Raw genomic sequence first — 16,468 nt, 5'->3', positions numbered from 1 at the left:
ATACATAAAAATGCAGAGCGGTTATTTTAAACTAAGTTCTTCTAGTGTTCGTTGAAAGATGAATGGAATCGTATGGTTTGGTAGCGGTTACTGAATGGAGAAGGGTTTCTATAATTGCTCGATAGATTGAAATAAAGGTAGTGACAACAGATGAGAGTAGTTTCAGGAAAATGTAAAGGACACCCACTTAAAGCGGTGCCAGGTAATACAACACGTCCAACGACAGATAAAGTAAAAGAATCGATTTTTAATATGATAGGCCCTTATTTTGATGGCGGTATCGCGCTTGATTTATTTGGCGGTAGTGGTGGTCTTGGAATCGAGGCTATAAGTAGAGGGATTGATAAAGCAATCTTTGTTGATCGAGATAATAAAGCGATAAAGGTAATCCATCAAAATTTAGAAAGTTGTAGAATACAGGAACAAGCTGAAGTATATCGAAATGATGCAGAACGTGCGGTAAAGGCTCTTATAAAACGTGAAATATCATTCGATCTTATATTAATTGATCCTCCATATAAAGATCAAAAAATTGTATCTTTAATTAGTGTGATGGATCAACATGAATTGCTACATAGAGATGGATTAATTATGTCAGAGCATGGTAATGATGTAGTTTTACCTGAGTCTATAGGAAGACTTGTAAAAGTGCGAGCTGAGAATTATGGCATTACAGCAATATCGATCTATAAGTATGAAGGTGAGGGGACGGAATGACTAGTATAGCTATTTCTTCGGGAAGTTTTGATCCAATTACCCTTGGGCATCTGGATATTATTAAAAGGGGAGCAAAAGTATTTGATGAGGTATATGTAGTAGTTTTAAACAACTCTTCAAAAAAACCTTTCTTTTCAGTTGAAGAGCGCTTAGATTTAATTCGAGAAGCAACAAAGGATATCCCGAATGTAAAAGTAGATTCACATAGTGGACTATTAGTGGAGTATGCGAAAATGCGTAATGCAAACGCGATTTTGCGTGGGTTACGAGCGGTTTCTGATTTTGAATATGAGATGCAAATTACTTCTATGAATCGAAAATTAGATGAAAATATTGAAACCTTTTTTATTATGACAAACAACCAATATTCATTTTTAAGCTCGAGCATTGTAAAAGAAGTTGCGAGATATGGAGGAAGCGTAGTAGATCTTGTACCTCCTGTTGTAGAACGTGCATTAAAAGAAAAGTTTCAAACCCCGTTAAAGTGAACGGGGTTTTTCTTTGTTGCTACGAAAAAATAATAAGATAACATATACATATAAACAAAATAAAGTAAATATCGGTCCATAGTGTACAAAAGATGTCCAAATTTCATGCAGTATAGAAGAATGATTCGATAAAAATACAGGGATATCTTTTTGCATAGGTGAAAAAGAGCTTACTTTTTCATAAAATGGTTTCCAAAATATAAAAGTAAAAATAGGAGCAAGAATACTTTGGATAATTCGTGCGAAAAAATAGGGCTTAAATCGGATGTCTGTTTCAGCTAATATGCTAGCAACTTGTGCCTGAATAGAAAGGCCGCTAAACGCTAAAATAAAGCTTGTTACCATAGCTTGCTGCAGGAGGGGTGTTTCATTTATTTGACTAATCATTTGGCTACCGAGTGTCATTTCAAAAATGCCTGATAAGATTGGAATACTAAATTCCGTAGTTAGTTGGAAGAATGATAAAATATGTTGCATAATAAAAGAAAGTGCTGCTGTAATATGAAATACAGTAATCATTTTATTTAAAACAGAGAATAAAATAATAAATCCACCAATCATAAGTAACGTTTGAATAGAAGAAACGATAGCGTCCCCAAGTAATTTTCCTATTGGTCTTTTTTCTTGCATGCGTGTCTCGTGTAGGATTGAAAAAGGGTTTTGAAAAGGACGTTTTTTAGTAGGATGTTTATCCTTCGTGGAAAGGTTGTTATTGCCGTAAAAACGCATCAATAACCCGACGGCAAAGTTACTTAAATAATGTGCAGCAGCTAATACGATTCCTAATTTCGGATTATTGAAAAAACCGATAGAAACAGCTCCAAAAATAAAAAGTGGATTAGATGAGTTTGTAAAAGATACGAGGCGCTCTGCTTCGATTTGTGTTAGCTGATTACTTTTACGCAGTCTAGCGCTTAATTTGGCGCCAGCAGGGAATCCTGAAGCCATTCCCATTGCCCAAACAAATCCGCCTATCCCTGGAACGCGAAAAAGTGGTCGCATGAATGGTTCTAATATAATGCCTATAAATTTTACAACACCAATACTAATTAGAAGTTCCGCAATGATAAAAAACGGTAAAAGTGAAGGGAATACAACTTCCCACCATATATTTAACCCTCGAATGGAAGCTTGCAAAGCAGCTTGGGGGTGGAGTACAAGAGAAAAGGTTAAAAACAGTGTTGATATGGTAAGGAAAGCCGTTTTCCATTTTTCATACATGTAAGTAAATCCCCCTTTGTCCCAAAAAACGTTCATTTCAGTATACGTGGATACGTGGTGAATTTAGACCATAAGTATGAAAAAGGAATGAAAAAAATTAAAGGGTGAGAAAAATGAAAGAACCGAAAATTGGTTTAGCTCTTGGATCTGGGGGCGCAAAAGGTTTTGCTCATATTGGTGTTATAAAAGTTTTAAGGGAAAATGGTATTCCGATTCATATGATTGCAGGAAGTAGTATGGGGGCTTTAGTAGGTACATTTTATGCAGCTAGCTCAAACGTTGAAAGGCTGTATAAACTGGCAAATGTTTTTAAGAGAAAATATTATTTAGATTTTACGGTTCCGAAAATGGGATTTATTGCTGGAAAACGTGTCAAAGATATGATTAAAATGTTTACATATAATAAAAATTTAGAAGAGTTAGATATCCCGACGGCTGTTGTGGCTACTGACATCTTGAAGGGGGAAAAAGTAGTTTTTACAAGTGGTCCTGTTGCAGAGGCGGTGAGAGCTAGCATATCTGTACCTGGAGTGTTTGTACCAGAAAAAATAGATGGACGATTATTGGTGGATGGCGGAGTGATTGATCGTATTCCAGTATCGGTTGTGAAAGAGTTAGGTGCTGATATTGTTATTGCTGTTGATGTATCCCCGATTAAAGTGAATGGAGAGGTTACGTCTATTTATGATGTAATTATGCAGAGTATTGAAATTATGCAACATGAGCTTGTGATGAATCGACAAATTGCATCTGATTTAATGATGCGACCAGCTGTAGAGCAATTTAGTTCACGTGCTTTTACAAATATTGAAGACATTATTCGAGTTGGAGAAGTAGAAGCGGAAAAACATGTTGCAAATATTCATTTATTAATTGAGCAGTGGAAGGAGAAACATAATGTTTAAGCGTTTTCGGTTTATATATGCAATTTTAATAGGGGTTATATTGGCGATGTTACTTGTTTACGTACGTTTACCGTATTATATAACAAAACCAGGAATGGCTGCCAAATTAGAGCCTTACGTTCAAGTTGAAGGGGGAACAAAAGAATCTGGTGATTTTATGCTTGTTACGGTTTCGATGGGACCGGCAAATGTGGTCAATTTAATAGCGGCACAGTTTAATAAATATACACATATTTCAAAAGCGGAAGAAATATTGCAAAGAGGTGAAAGTGATGAAGAATATCAATTTCGCCAAAATTATGCGATGAAAGATTCGCAAAATGCAGCGATCTATAATGCTTATAAACGTGCAAATCGTACTGTTTCTTTTGAAAATAAAGGTGTATTGGTTGCTGGTGTAGCGAAAGGGATGCCGTCAGAAGGAAAGCTTAAACTTGGGGATGTCATTATAGCTGTCGACGGAAAAACATTTGAAAAGACGGAGCAATTTATTGAATATATGACAGGGAAAAAAGAAGGGGATGCAGTAAATATTGAGTACAAGAGGAATGGGAAACAGTTAAAAGAAAATCTAAATGTAAAGACCATTCCGAATGGAAATGGGCGTGTTGGTATAGGAGTTTCTATCGTTACGGAAAGAGAATTAGTGGTAGATCCGAAAGTGAAAATTGATTCCCATGAAATAGGCGGACCATCGGCAGGACTAATGTTTACATTAGAAATATATAATCAACTTGTGGAAGATGATTTAACAAGAGGGCATGAAATAGCTGGAACAGGGACGATTAATGAAAAGGGAGAAATTGGCCCGATTGGTGGTATTCAGCAAAAAGTGGTCGCTGCAAGTGATGCTGGTGCTGAAGTGTTCTTTGCGCCAAATGAAAAAGGTGCGGAGAAATCGAATTATAAAGATGCACTTGAGGCTGCGAAAGATATTAAAACAAAAATGAAAGTTGTACCAGTTGATACGCTGGAAGATGCATTACTGTATTTGGAAAAAATGGGAGAGAAAAAATAAACCTCTCTGAAAAAGAGAGGTTTTTTTATAGGAATTTTGCAGTTATTTCATCATAACGAATTGGATGATGTGTTGCATCTTGTTTTAGTAGTTGTGTTCGTAACGCTTCTTGCATGATGGAGTAATATACAGAATTAGCTTTTCGCTCTATGTGTAAAGTAGGATGGTCAAATGTTTTTGTATGGGTAAGGATTGGAAGCTCTATTTTTTTCTTGTTTTTTGAAAGGTAAGTTTGTCCTTTTCGTGACATGCCTAGTAGACGGATGTACGGTGCATGCTGCTCTATATTTGCGTTATGTATTTCTTTCTTTGTTGTATTCGTTAAAATGTGTGTACAAGCTCTTTGTAATCTAGTCCACGTATAACGCTTCGTTTTTAATGCTTCCATGAATGAATAGAAGGAGGTACTGGTTTGTATTTTTGATAAAATACGATGCTCTAAACCTTCTTCAATTTCATATATATGTCGTAAGTCGTCTGGAGACATAGTCATAAGTTTGTATTTAAAAAATGAAAAGTATTGTTCCCAATTGTGTAATGTCCCGTAGTTTTGTTTGTAACTTGCTAAAAGAGAAGCAGTCGCTTTTGGGATAAAAGGCTCAATTTCTGTAAAGGAACTATTTTCGCTAAAAAGTTGTTTGCGAATACTTGTTGCGCTTGCTATATGTTGGTCGTTAAAAGTTTCATCATGATAATGAGATGCAAATCTTTTTATCGTTTGTGCTTGCATAGAACTATTTTGTGTCAAAATTGATTTCATGTATTGGAAGCCTAAAATGTTATTTGGTTGTGACATGTCTATGTTTTTTTCAGAAGGTAAAATGTGTAGGAAAGCTTCAGATGTAGCTTTTGCGTAACTATTACCTGCGTTCATAAATTGCTTTACAAGACGATTATAAGTCTCTTCTTCATTTTTTTGCACAGAGATGGTGTTATAAAAATTTTCGACTTGTCCATCTTCACTACCGAAACAAATTTCAGAAACGTGAAGGGCGTTTAAAATAGAAATAGCGCCATTTGCAAAGGTTTCAGCCTTTTGTGTTGAGAAGGCATATGGAAGCTCTACAACGAGGTCTACACCGCATGCTAAGGCCATTTTTGTGCGATACCATTTGGATACGAGTGCCGGCTCACCACGTTGTAAAAAAGGGCCACTCATAACAGCGATTGTAATATCCGAGTGTGTTAACTTTTTTGTTTGTTGCACATGATAATCATGACCGTTATGAAAAGGGTTATATTCAACAACAATACCACTGGCTTTTATGGTAATCTCTCCTTTCGATGTAGCATCTTTTTCAAAAACGTGATACTCTATATATTATTTACTATGATGACTTCATTATAGTGTAAAGAAAAAACATTGACAAATATAAAATGGCTAGCTATAATTTTGTTTGTTGCCTTGAGGTGATATGATATGAAATGGTCCATCCATCAATTGAATAAATTGAGAAATAAAGGATTGACATTGGATGAGATGGTAGATGTAAGTGAACTAAAAGAGGTCGAGAAAGATATTCGTGAAATTAATCCTGTTCATGTAACAGGGAGAGTTGATTTTGGCTCCGGTAAGTTTACGTTCCATCTACATATAACTGGAAGCATGGTTTTACCATGTTCTCGCTCTTTAGTAGATGTGACATTACCATTTGACATTAAAACAACTGAGGTGTTCCAAACTTCACAAGAAGAATTTGAAACTGAAGCTGAAATTCATTGTTTAGAAGGAGAAGTACTTGACTTACTGCCCGTAATCAAGGAAAATATACTTTTGGAGATTCCAATGCAAATTTTCAGTGATGATGTTTCTGGTGGAGCACCGATGCAAGGTCAAGACTGGCAAGTGATTTCGGAAGAAAACAAAGAAAAGACTGTTGATCCACGATTAGCAGGACTTGCAAAGTTTTTTGACAAATAATCGGAAGACTGGTTTAGGCCTTCATATGAAAATAACTATTTCTTTTAAGGAGGTGGGAAGAATGGCTGTACCTTTTAGAAGAACTTCTAAAACAGTAAAAAGAAAGCGTCGTACGCATTTCAAATTATCAGTACCTGGTATGGTAGAGTGCCCAAGCTGTGGTGAAGCGAAATTAGCTCACCGTGTATGTAAAGCATGCGGTACTTACAAAGGTAAAGAAGTAATCAGCAAGTAATTGCGGGAAAATAAACGTAGAAGATATCTTCTACGTTTATTTTTTTGTCTTATTCTTTATTTGTTGTATTCTATCTTTTCTAGTAACTGCATATGCTTAATAAAAAATGCATAGGGAGGACTAGAGAGATGGCGACAACAAGACAAGATGCTTGGACTGATGATGAAGATTTGCTTCTGGCAGAAGTAGTACTCCGGCATATTCGAGAAGGTGGAACGCAATTATCTGCCTTTAAAGAAGTGGGAAGACATTTATCTCGTACACCAGCAGCATGTGGCTTTAGATGGAATTCTTGCGTTAGAAAGCAATACAAAGAACGTATTGAAGAAGCGAAGCAACTACGTAAAGTAGAAAATTATGAAGTAAAAGAGACAAAGGTATTAGAGCCTACGTCAATTACATTGAATGATGTTATTGATTTCTTGCAAAATTATAAAGATGAAAACTCTTTAATGGTGTTGCAACAGCAAATTGAATCGTTACAAACAGAGAAAGAGAGTCTTTTGGAGCGATTATCAGTATATGAGGAAGAATATAGAACATTGCTTGATTATATCGATCAAAAAAGAAGTGTAATGGTAGCAGAAAGAAATAGCGCTCGTTCGAATGGGAAATTAGAAAAATTAAAGAAATAAAAAAACAGCTGCTATGTAGCTGTTTTTTTTTATTTCTTATGCAGATTCTTCATTTGTAATCGCATTCAAATTTGTTTTTGGGTTCCAAACATAAAAATCACCATCAGGTACTGATACAGGATGGAAATTTAATTTATCCCAAAAACCAGCTGAATGGATACGTGCAATCGTTTTAATTGGGAACTTTAGCGCCTTCGCATAATTTACAAGCATTTCTCCGAATCCTTGTTTTTGGAAATTTGGTAACACTTCAAGTTTATAGAGTTCTAGGTAAGTACCTGTAATTTCGAATGGTTCTCCGCCGTTTCTTTTCATATATAGACTCATACGTGCAATTAGTGATCCGCCATAATAAATACCGTAAAATGGAGATTCACTATCGTTTTCAATAATGTTTGCCTGTAATTCTTCTAACATGGATAGTTCTTGAGCTCCGCAACCTTTAAATTTTTTAAATTCATCTAATGTTTTATAATTGATGAGCAAGCGCTCAACTTTTGGGAATCCCATAACATCACATCCTTTTCTTGTCTTCTTGAATGCAGAAAAGTTAAAATATTTATAATAATATTATAACTCATTTTGTTATTTTTATGAAGATGATAGTATATTTCTTTTATTATTTTTTTTAGGATTTGCTAAACTAAGAGTAGAAGCATATTAATAGGTAGTATATACATATTGAAAGAAGAGGTTGCATTTGTTTGTTAAAGAGCAATGAAACTGTAAACTGTGTTAATGGAATGGAGAAAGATAAAGTGAAACTGTAATCGGTGGGATTTGTTCACCTTTAGTTAATTATGATTCCGCAACAATCAGGCGTTTGCGGGAGAAAAAGGGGGAGGAAAAAGGGACTTATGTATCGTGATTATATGAGTTCCTTGTGTGAAAATGAAAATTGGAGTTGTTGGACCAGGAGCTATTGGTCTATTGTATGCATTTTATTTACAAAAAAGTAAGCAAGATGTTACGTTGTTTACAAGAACAGCTAAACAGGCTAGGGAATTGAATATAACGGGTGTAACTTGTATGAGGGAGGGAAAAAGCGAAACGGTATTCCCACCTGTTTTGCCAATAGAAAGTATGCTAGGCCAGCAGCTAGACTATATATTTATTGCTGTTAAGCAATATCATATAACTGATATACTACCTTTTGTACGAGCGGAATCCTCATTAATCTTTTTGCAAAACGGAATGTCGCACCTTCATGCTATGCAGCGAATAGGGAATGAAAATATTGCGGTTGGGATTGTAGAGCACGGTGCAAAAAAAGAAGAAAAACATATCGTTTATCATACAGGGATAGGTGTAACAAAGTTTGGAATTGTGCACGGCCAGCCTATGCATTTTGAAAAAATATTTAATTGCTTTCCTTTTCCTCATTTTCCGATTCAAATAGAAGATGACTGGAAGGATGTCATGCACAAAAAGTTAGTAGTTAATGTATGTATCAATCCATTGACAGCATTATTACAAGTCCAGAACGGAGAGTTGATTACGAACCCGTTTTTTTATCGGATGGTGGAACAAGTATTTCAGGAAGTCGTTTTTCTTGTTGAAGAAGAAAAAGAAATGGTATGGGAAATGGTACGTCACGTATGTGAAAGAACATCTCGTAATACATCATCTATGCTGGCAGATGTAAGGGCGAATAGACAAACGGAAATTGGTGCGATTGTTGGATATGTATTAGAAGAAGCTAAGAAACAGCAACGATCCGTTCCGACACTTCAATTTTTGTTCAATGCAATAAAAGGATTAGAAGTAAAAGTATAAGTGTAATTCTTTGCTTTTACGTGCAACATTGACTACAATGTGGATTGGTGAGAGAACAGGATACGAAAGGAAGAATTATATGGAGATAAAAGAAATCTCTGTTCCGCAACAAGGCGTTGTAGCGGACTATATGAACGATAAAAAAGAGATACAGTCGTGTTTTGACTATATGTTAACAGAAGAAGATGCTTTTAAACAGCGTGTACAAGATTTGCGTGAGAGGGAGTTTTTCCGCCAAGATTTAGTAGCGCATTTATTAGAATATAATACAAAATTACAAGCGGGAGAAGCTACGATTCAAAATGTAAAAGCGCTTGGAGATGAAAATACATATGTTGTGATAGCTGGTCAACAAGCTGGGTTATTAACGGGACCACTTTATACAATTCATAAAATCATTTCAGTTTTACAGCTTGCGAGGGAAAAGGAAGAAAGTTTAGGTGTTAAAGTCGTTCCTGTTTTCTGGATTGCTGGTGAAGACCATGATATGGATGAAATTAATCATACTTTTGTAACGAAGAATAAAAAAATAAAAAAGACTATTTTTCATGATCGTAATCCGAAAAAGGCGAGTGCTTCAGAGTCCGAACTTTCTTTGGGAGACTGTAGAAAGTGGATTGAAGAAATTTTTAAAACATACCCTGAAACGAATTTTACAAAGGATGTACTGCAGTTTATTGATGATTCTCTGGAGAAATCAAATACGTATGTAGATTTCTTTGGTCATCTTATTATGAAAATGTTCGTGAATTCTGGTTTAATTCTTGTCGATTCGCATCATCCTGAATTAAGAAAATTAGAAGTGCCGTTTTTTAAACAAATTGTAAGTAAGTATAAAGAAGTGCAAGAGGGGCTTCATAACCAACAGGAAGTAATTAAAGAATTAGGATATAAACCAATTATTGAAACAAAGTCTAATGCAGTACATATATTCATGGAAATTGATAATGAGCGAGTGTTGCTTGAAGACAATCAAGGCAAGTTTGTTGGGAAGGATGGGACGTATTCCTTTTCATATGAGGAATTGATGGAAGAGATGGAAAGAAGCCCAGAGCGCTTTAGTAATAATGTTGTAACGCGCCCTCTTATGCAAGAGTATGTATTTCCTACACTAGCGTTTATTGGAGGTCCAGGGGAATTAGCTTACTGGAGTGAATTGCAACAAGTCTTTCATACTATCGGTTTCCGAATGCCACCTGTCGTTCCGCGTATTACAATCACTTATATAGAGAGGGATATAGCGACAGATTTACACGATTTACAATTGCAAGACAGTGATCCGTTTTTAAATAACGTAGATACGCTGCGTGAAAACTGGTTATCTAATCAAATAGAGGAACCGATAGATGATCGATTTGTAGAGGCGAAAAAAGAAATAATTGATATTCATACGTCGTTACAACAGTTTGTGAAGAAAATAGATCCTGGATTAAGTGCGTTTGCAGGGAAAAATGAATTCAAAATTAATGAACAAATTGAACTGTTGGAAAGAATGTTGAAAAGAAATGTTGAGAAAAAGCATGAGGTGCAGTTAAATAAATTCCGTCGCATACAATTTGCACTTCGTCCATTAGGGGCGCCGCAAGAGCGTGTGTGGAATGTATGTTACTATTTAAATCAGTTCGGTTTGGATTTCGTTGATCGTGTAATGGAAAACAAGTTTTCTTGGGACGGAAAACATCATGTTATAAAACTATAGAATCTTGCTCTTAGGAGCAGGATTTTATTTTTGTCCTGTTGAATTTACTGTGAAGTGAAATTTTTCTGAATTATTAATTTAAAAACAGTGAATATCGTAATTATGCAGGATACTTAAATATATGACAAAATAGCACAAAATGTAAACGTATTATCATCTTTTTCGACAGTTTTTTATTTAAATTCCCGCAAAAGATGATAAAATTTAGTATATAATAAAAGAAAATAGCGATTTGTATAGTATGCTGCCTTTGTAGGCAAGTTAAATGAGTCGTTCTTTCATAGTATTTCGTTCTCTAATCGTGAAATATGCGTTTGGAGGGGGAGATGCATTCAACATAATTAATTGGAAAAAGAGTAGGTGCAACAATGTTTAAACACGTAACAGTGCTTTTGAAGGAAACAGTAGACGGCTTAGATATAAAGCCAGGTGGTACATATGTAGATTGTACACTGGGGGGAGGAGGACATAGTTCTTATTTATTATCCCAATTAACTGAAGGCGGAAGATTAATCGCTTTTGATCAAGATGAGATAGCGATTCAAAATGCGAAAGAAAGATTCTCTTCATACGGTGAGCAGTTCATAACAGTAAAGAGTAATTTCCGTTATTTATCTGAAAAACTACAGGAATTAGGTATAACAGAAGTAGACGGTATTTTATTTGATTTAGGTGTTTCATCCCCACAATTAGATACACCAGAGCGTGGCTTTAGTTATCATCATGATGCACCGTTAGATATGCGGATGGATCAAGATGCTCCATTAACAGCATATGATGTTGTAAATAGTTGGTCATATGAACAACTTGTAAGGATTTTCTTCCAGTATGGTGAAGAGAAATTTTCAAAACAAATAGCTAGGAAAATTGAAGCGTATCGTGAGAATAAAGCTATTGAAACGACAGCAGAATTAGTAGAACTAATTAAAGAGGGTATTCCAGCTCCTGCTCGTAGAACGGGTGGACATCCTGCAAAGCGAGTGTTCCAAGCAATCCGTATTGCCGTAAATGATGAATTGAAAGTATTTGAAGAAGCGTTGGAATCTGCAATTGAGATGGTCAAACCAGGCGGAAGAGTTAGTGTTATAACATTCCATTCTTTAGAAGACCGTATTTGTAAAACGACGTTTAAGCGAAATAGTACAACGCCACAATTGCCACCAGGATTACCAATTATTCCTGATGAATTTAAGCCGAAATTAAAGCTTATTACAAGAAAACCGATTTTACCTTCTGATATAGAGTTAGAAGAAAATAATCGAGCGCGTTCTGCGAAATTGAGAATCGCTGAAAAACGATAAAAAGGGGAGAGAGGTATGAGTAACTTAGCTGTAAAGTACAAACAACAAGCGCAAGAAGAGGTACAGATTCAAACGCCCCCACAGCAGATGGTTCAACCAAAAGCTAAAGCGAAGATTACAAGAATCGAAAAACTGTTGTATGTAGCATTTATTGGCTTTTTATTGTATGCCTGTGTAGCGTTTATTGGAAATAAAGCAGGCCTTTATCAAGTTAATGTAGAAGCAGCGACGATAGAACAAAAAATTGTACAGCAGCAAAAAGAAAATCAAGAGTTACAGGCTGAAGTAGAGAAGTTGAGTCGTTATGAACGAATTGCTGAAGTTGCAAAAAAACACGGGCTAGAAATTAATGCGAATAATGTGAAGGGCCTAAAATAAGGCAATAGGTGTGAATGGAAAATGAACAGAAATATGACTAAATTTCATACCAATAAGGGAGCAGGGTATTTTATGATTTTATTCCTCCTGCTCTTTTTGCTATTGTTAGCCCGATTTTTTTACATACAAGCAACAGGATCAGTTCATAATCATGATTTGGATGCACTTGCTAAGCAAAAACATAGTAAAACAGGAGTTCTGGAAGCAAATCGCGGGACGATTTATGACCAAAACGGTCATGTATTAGCGCAAGATGCAAACTCTTATAAACTTGTAGCGGAATTAAAAGGTGCGAATCCGGTTAAGGATAAAGAGGATACTGCTAAGAAAATTGCGGGAGTACTCGGAAAAGATGAAAAGAAGATTTTAGATACGTTAAATAAAGAAGGTAGAAGTCAAGTGGAATTTGGGAAATTAGGTAAGGGCTTGACGAAAGAACAGAAGGAACAAATAGAAGCATTAAAATTGCCAGGTATATCTTTTATTACTGAAAATGCAAGAGTGTATCCGAACGGTGATTTCGCATCTTATGTCGTAGGACATGCGAGACCCGATGATAAGGGGATTGCTATAGGGCGATTTGGTTTAGAAGAGAGCTTGGATAAGTATTTAGGAGCTTCTAACGGAAAAGTAGCTTATACAGGCGATCGTAGAGGTGTGTCTCTTGACGGCGGGAAAGTGAATGTAGAGGCACCTAAAAATGGAGATAATGTATATTTAACGCTTGACCAGCGTATTCAAAGTTATTTAGAAGACGCAATGAAAGAAGCGAGTAAACATTATGAACCAGAAAGTTTGATAGGGATTGTTGCGGATCCAAAAACAGGGAAAATATTAGGAATGTCTAGTAAGCCTAGTTATGATCCGAACCAAGAGAATAATAAGTACTTTTATAATGACGCAATTGCAAATGCATTTGAACCTGGATCAACAATGAAAATATTCACGTTAGCAGCAGCTATTAATGAAGGTGTGTATAAAGGACAAGATTATTATCAGTCTGGTACATATCAAGTCGGGAACCGAAAAATAAAAGATCATAACGGCGGCGCTGGATGGGGATCTATCACATTTGATGAAGGGGTAGAGCGCTCTTCAAACGTAGCGTTTGCGATTTTAGGAGATCAAAAACTTGGTCCAGAACGTTTCCGAAAATATATTCATAGCTTTGGATTAGATGAAAAAACGAACATTGATTTACCTGGTGAAGGTTCAAATACAATTATATTCGATCAGCAAATACAGCAAGTAACAACAGCTTTTGGACAAGGTTCTACTGTAACGCCAATACAGCTTGTGCAAGCTGCAACTGCAATTGCAAATGATGGGAAAATGATGAAGCCTTATACAATTGATAAAATTGTAGATCCAATAACAGGCGAAGTAAAATTAGAACATAAGCCAGAGGAAGTGGGAAAACCTGTTACAAAAGAAACAGCAGCGCAAGTAAGACAGTTATTAGAACGCGTTGTGACATCGCCGAAAGGAACAGGAACTGCTTATAAAGTCGATGGATATTCAGTTGGTGGTAAAACAGGGACAGCGCAAATTCCGGATGGAAAAGGTGGCTATATGACGGGAAGAGAGAATTATATATTCTCATTCTTGGGGATGGCACCTATGGACGATCCGCAACTTGTTGTGTATGTAGCTGTTAAACAGCCGAAATTGAAAGATGATGAGAATGGCGCACAGCCTTTAGCTGATATTTTTAAATATGTAACCAAAAATAGTTTAGAGTATTTAAAGATTAAGCCAAATGAAATAAAAGACCCGAAAAAATATGTGAAAGAACAACAAACTGCTGTTCCAGAAGTAACCGGGAAAACGATGGAAGAAGCGAAAAAAGCAATTGATAAAGCAAAACTTCGTCCAATTGTATTAGGTGAAGGGAAAGTGCAGCAACAAGTGCCAAAAGCAACGGAGCAAACATTAAAAGGTGACCGAGTCTTCTTAGTAGGAGATAAACCTACAATGCCAAATATACAAGGCTGGGCACTGCGTGATGTTATGAATTTAGCAAAAACATTAAAGCTTAACTTAAAACCTACGGGTACCGGATACGTAACTGAACAAAGTGTGGCAGAGGGGACATTGTTACAACCTGGCACAGAGTTAGGTGTAACACTTGTACCGCCACTTGAACCACAACAAGAAGCAGAAAAACAGTAATGGTTAAAAGAGAAGAAGTTCTAATTAAATAAGTACAAGCATATATTGGAACAAGCTAGGCGTAAGGGAGGCTTGTTCCAATATGCGTGTATCAAATGTAACGGTTAGAAAACGACTTATTTTTATACTCATATCAGGTATACTCATTTTCACTATCATCGATATTCGTCTTGGATATGTGCAATTTTTTCTTGGCAATATGTTAACGGATCGTGCGAAGGATTCATGGAGTCGTAATATTACTTTTGAACCTGAACGTGGGAAAATTTTAGACCGAAATGGTGTGGAACTTGCTACGAATAAAAGTGCCCCAACTGTCTTTGTTGTACCGAGGCAAATTGAAAAACCAGCAGAGACTGCAGAGAAGTTAGCTGCAGTATTAGGTGTGGAAAAAAATGAGATTTATAAGAGAATTACAAAAAAAGAATCGATTGTAAGGTTAGATAAAGGTGGAAGGAAAATATCACATGATAAAGCGAAAGAGGTACGTGGATTAAGTTTGAAAGGTGTTTATATCGCAGAGGACTCTATCCGGTACTATCCATTTGGCAACTTTTTATCACACGTATTAGGGTTTGCAGGTAGTGATAACCAAGGTCTTATGGGACTAGAAAAATATTATGATAAAGAGCTAAATGGTGATGAAGGTCATGTACGTTTCTTTGCAGATGCAAAAGGACAAAGGATGCCTAATGTTGGCGATGATTTCAAAAAACCAGAAGCTGGTTTGAATTTAGGTTTAACAATTGATGCACGTATTAATAGAATTATCGAAAGAGAAATGAATATTGCAGAGTCGACATATAATCCAGATGGTATGATTGCGATTGCGATGAATCCGAAAAATGGTGAAATTTTAGGTATGTCGAGTCGGCCGAGCTTTGATCCAGCAGATTTTCAAAGTGTTTCTCCAGAAGTGTATAATAGAAATTTACCAGTATGGAGTACGTATGAACCTGGTTCAACATTTAAGATCATTACGTTAGCTGCAGCCCTGAATGAAAATTTAGTAGACTTAGAGAAAGATACGTTTTATGATGATGGAGCAGCTGAAGTGGATGGAGCTAGATTGAAATGCTGGAAAGCGGGAGGCCATGGTAGCCAAACGTTTTTAGAAGTAGTTCAAAACTCTTGTAACCCAGGATTTATCGAACTTGGTGATCGTCTTGGTAAAGACCGATTGTTTAAATATATTCGTAATTTCGGCTTTGGACAGAAAACCGGAATTGATTTGCAAGGTGAAGGTAGTGGGATTTTATTTAATTTAGATAAAGTTGGTCCAGTCGAGCAAGCAACTACTTCATTTGGTCAAGGAGTTTCTGTAACACCAATTCAACAAGTAGCAGCAGTAGCAGCGGCTGTAAATGGTGGAACATTGTATCAACCGTATATAGCTAAGGAATTTATTGATCCGAAGAACAATCAAGTTGTAAGTAAAAAGACACCTGTGGAAAAAAGAAAAGTTATTTCCAAGGAAACTTCAGAAAAAGTTCGGTATGCATTAGAGAATGTTGTAGCAAAGGGATCTGGTAAAGGTGCTTTCATTGATGGGTATCGTGTAGGTGGAAAAACAGGCACAGCTCAAAAGGTGAAAGATGGTAAATATTTAGAGAATAATTATATAGTATCTTTTATCGGTTTTGCTCCAGCAGATGATCCGGAAATTGTTGTCTATGTTGCTGTTGATAATCCGAAAGGTGTAACGCAGTTTGGTGGAGTAGTAGCAGCCCCAATTGTTGGGAATATTCTTCGGGATGCACTTCCTGCTATGGGAGTGAAACCGAGACAAGAACAAGTTGAGAGAGAATATAAATGGGGCGATACACCAACTGTGGAAGTTCCGAATTTAATTGGTATGAAAAAGAAAGACTTACAGACACAACTCGTCGATTTGAAGCTTGATATAAGTGGAGACGGAGAGAAAGTAATTAAACAATCGCCAGAAGCAGGAGCTAAAGTGAAAGAAGGCTCAAAAATTAGAATTTACTTCGGGAATTAAAGG

16 protein-coding genes are annotated in these 16,468 nt (G+C 36.2%); 13 read left to right on the top strand and 3 right to left on the bottom strand.

Features of this window, described 5'->3' with window-relative positions:
- Positions 1 to 150: 150 nt before the first annotated feature.
- Both rsmD and coaD read left to right on the top strand, forming a co-directional pair.
- Positions 151 to 717: a 16S rRNA (guanine(966)-N(2))-methyltransferase RsmD gene (gene rsmD, locus F8162_RS09785; RefSeq protein ID WP_151632753.1), complete on the top strand. Its 567-nt coding sequence runs from the start codon at positions 151 to 153 to the stop codon at positions 715 to 717.
- On the top strand, positions 714 to 1,205 hold the full coding sequence (gene coaD, locus F8162_RS09780) for a pantetheine-phosphate adenylyltransferase (protein ID WP_000200598.1): 492 nt from the start codon (positions 714 to 716) through the stop codon (positions 1,203 to 1,205). Before rsmD ends, coaD begins: the two co-directional genes overlap by 4 nt.
- Here coaD and ylbJ read toward each other — a convergent pair.
- Entirely contained in the window at positions 1,197 to 2,426 is a 1,230-nt protein-coding gene (gene ylbJ / locus F8162_RS09775; RefSeq protein WP_151632751.1) for a sporulation integral membrane protein YlbJ, read from the bottom strand. The two genes, coaD and ylbJ, sit on opposite strands and share 9 nt — an antisense overlap.
- Positions 2,427 to 2,539: 113 nt before the next feature.
- Here ylbJ and F8162_RS09770 point away from each other — a divergent pair, with 113 nt between their 5' ends.
- Both F8162_RS09770 and F8162_RS09765 read left to right on the top strand, forming a co-directional pair.
- Positions 2,540 to 3,331, top strand: a complete 792-nt coding sequence (locus F8162_RS09770; protein WP_151632749.1) for a patatin-like phospholipase family protein — start codon at positions 2,540 to 2,542, stop codon at positions 3,329 to 3,331.
- The gene (locus F8162_RS09765; RefSeq protein WP_151632747.1) at positions 3,324 to 4,349 is read left to right on the top strand and encodes a SepM family pheromone-processing serine protease; all 1,026 of its coding nucleotides are present in this window, start codon (positions 3,324 to 3,326) and stop codon (positions 4,347 to 4,349) included. Before F8162_RS09770 ends, F8162_RS09765 begins: the two co-directional genes overlap by 8 nt.
- A 25-nt stretch (positions 4,350 to 4,374) precedes the next feature.
- On the opposite strand, the gene F8162_RS09760 is transcribed toward F8162_RS09765, so the two are convergent.
- Positions 4,375 to 5,616: a nucleotidyltransferase gene (locus tag F8162_RS09760; protein WP_192797623.1), complete on the bottom strand. Its 1,242-nt coding sequence runs from the start codon at positions 5,614 to 5,616 to the stop codon at positions 4,375 to 4,377.
- Positions 5,617 to 5,769: 153 nt separating this feature from the next.
- On the opposite strand from F8162_RS09760, the gene F8162_RS09755 reads away from it, so the two are divergent.
- From F8162_RS09755 to F8162_RS09745, 3 genes are all read left to right on the top strand, one after another.
- On the top strand, positions 5,770 to 6,270 hold the full coding sequence (locus F8162_RS09755) for a YceD family protein (protein ID WP_000872144.1): 501 nt from the start codon (positions 5,770 to 5,772) through the stop codon (positions 6,268 to 6,270).
- Positions 6,271 to 6,331: 61 nt separating this feature from the next.
- Entirely contained in the window at positions 6,332 to 6,505 is a 174-nt protein-coding gene (gene rpmF, locus F8162_RS09750) for a 50S ribosomal protein L32 (RefSeq protein WP_001984764.1), read from the top strand.
- A gap of 128 nt (positions 6,506 to 6,633) precedes the next feature.
- Positions 6,634 to 7,140: an RsfA family transcriptional regulator gene (locus F8162_RS09745; RefSeq protein WP_151632743.1), complete on the top strand. Its 507-nt coding sequence runs from the start codon at positions 6,634 to 6,636 to the stop codon at positions 7,138 to 7,140.
- Positions 7,141 to 7,176: 36 nt separating this feature from the next.
- Here F8162_RS09745 and F8162_RS09740 read toward each other — a convergent pair whose 3' ends face one another.
- Positions 7,177 to 7,650, bottom strand: coding sequence for an N-acetyltransferase (locus tag F8162_RS09740; RefSeq protein ID WP_151632741.1), 474 nt, complete (start codon positions 7,648 to 7,650; stop codon positions 7,177 to 7,179).
- 375 nt (positions 7,651 to 8,025) lie between these two features.
- Here F8162_RS09740 and panE point away from each other — a divergent pair, with 375 nt between their 5' ends.
- The 6 genes from panE (at position 8,026) to F8162_RS09710 (ending at position 16,465) form a co-directional block, all read left to right on the top strand.
- Positions 8,026 to 8,916, top strand: a complete 891-nt coding sequence (gene panE, locus F8162_RS09735) for a 2-dehydropantoate 2-reductase (protein ID WP_151632739.1) — start codon at positions 8,026 to 8,028, stop codon at positions 8,914 to 8,916.
- A 79-nt stretch (positions 8,917 to 8,995) separates the two neighbouring features.
- Positions 8,996 to 10,615, top strand: a complete 1,620-nt coding sequence (gene bshC, locus F8162_RS09730) for a bacillithiol biosynthesis cysteine-adding enzyme BshC (protein WP_151632737.1) — start codon at positions 8,996 to 8,998, stop codon at positions 10,613 to 10,615.
- A 368-nt stretch (positions 10,616 to 10,983) separates the two neighbouring features.
- The gene (gene rsmH, locus F8162_RS09725) at positions 10,984 to 11,916 is read left to right on the top strand and encodes a 16S rRNA (cytosine(1402)-N(4))-methyltransferase RsmH (protein ID WP_151632735.1); all 933 of its coding nucleotides are present in this window, start codon (positions 10,984 to 10,986) and stop codon (positions 11,914 to 11,916) included.
- A gap of 15 nt (positions 11,917 to 11,931) precedes the next feature.
- Positions 11,932 to 12,294 (top strand): cell division protein FtsL, encoded by a 363-nt coding sequence (gene ftsL, locus F8162_RS09720; RefSeq protein ID WP_000067081.1) that lies wholly within the window; start codon positions 11,932 to 11,934, stop codon positions 12,292 to 12,294.
- A 72-nt stretch (positions 12,295 to 12,366) separates the two neighbouring features.
- The gene (locus F8162_RS09715) at positions 12,367 to 14,466 is read left to right on the top strand and encodes a penicillin-binding protein (RefSeq protein WP_151632733.1); all 2,100 of its coding nucleotides are present in this window, start codon (positions 12,367 to 12,369) and stop codon (positions 14,464 to 14,466) included.
- Positions 14,467 to 14,548: 82 nt separating this feature from the next.
- Positions 14,549 to 16,465, top strand: a complete 1,917-nt coding sequence (locus F8162_RS09710; RefSeq protein ID WP_151632731.1) for a stage V sporulation protein D — start codon at positions 14,549 to 14,551, stop codon at positions 16,463 to 16,465.
- Positions 16,466 to 16,468 lie beyond the last annotated feature (3 nt).

Origin of the sequence: Bacillus sp. CH140a_4T, assembly GCF_008923725.1 — a bacterium.
Taxonomy (GTDB): Bacteria; Bacillota; Bacilli; order Bacillales; family Bacillaceae_G; genus Bacillus_A.
This window is presented reverse-complemented; position numbering and strand designations above follow the sequence as displayed.

Excerpts from the sequence above, each read along its gene's own strand:
- bshC (WP_151632737.1), top strand. The coding sequence starts at position 8,996 with ATGGAGATAAAAGAAATCTCTGTTCCGCAACAAGGCGTTGTAGCGGAC.
- ftsL (WP_000067081.1), top strand. The coding sequence starts at position 11,932 with ATGAGTAACTTAGCTGTAAAGTACAAACAACAAGCGCAAGAAGAGGTA.
- F8162_RS09710 (WP_151632731.1), top strand. The coding sequence starts at position 14,549 with ATGCGTGTATCAAATGTAACGGTTAGAAAACGACTTATTTTTATACTC.
- ylbJ (WP_151632751.1), bottom strand. The coding sequence starts at position 2,426 with ATGTATGAAAAATGGAAAACGGCTTTCCTTACCATATCAACACTGTTT.
- F8162_RS09770 (WP_151632749.1), top strand. The coding sequence starts at position 2,540 with ATGAAAGAACCGAAAATTGGTTTAGCTCTTGGATCTGGGGGCGCAAAA.
- F8162_RS09765 (WP_151632747.1), top strand. The coding sequence starts at position 3,324 with ATGTTTAAGCGTTTTCGGTTTATATATGCAATTTTAATAGGGGTTATA.
- F8162_RS09715 (WP_151632733.1), top strand. The coding sequence starts at position 12,367 with ATGATTTTATTCCTCCTGCTCTTTTTGCTATTGTTAGCCCGATTTTTT.
- rpmF (WP_001984764.1), top strand. The coding sequence starts at position 6,332 with ATGGCTGTACCTTTTAGAAGAACTTCTAAAACAGTAAAAAGAAAGCGT.
- rsmH (WP_151632735.1), top strand. The coding sequence starts at position 10,984 with ATGTTTAAACACGTAACAGTGCTTTTGAAGGAAACAGTAGACGGCTTA.
- coaD (WP_000200598.1), top strand. The coding sequence starts at position 714 with ATGACTAGTATAGCTATTTCTTCGGGAAGTTTTGATCCAATTACCCTT.
- F8162_RS09745 (WP_151632743.1), top strand. The coding sequence starts at position 6,634 with ATGGCGACAACAAGACAAGATGCTTGGACTGATGATGAAGATTTGCTT.
- rsmD (WP_151632753.1), top strand. The coding sequence starts at position 151 with ATGAGAGTAGTTTCAGGAAAATGTAAAGGACACCCACTTAAAGCGGTG.
- F8162_RS09755 (WP_000872144.1), top strand. The coding sequence starts at position 5,770 with ATGAAATGGTCCATCCATCAATTGAATAAATTGAGAAATAAAGGATTG.
- F8162_RS09740 (WP_151632741.1), bottom strand. The coding sequence starts at position 7,650 with ATGGGATTCCCAAAAGTTGAGCGCTTGCTCATCAATTATAAAACATTA.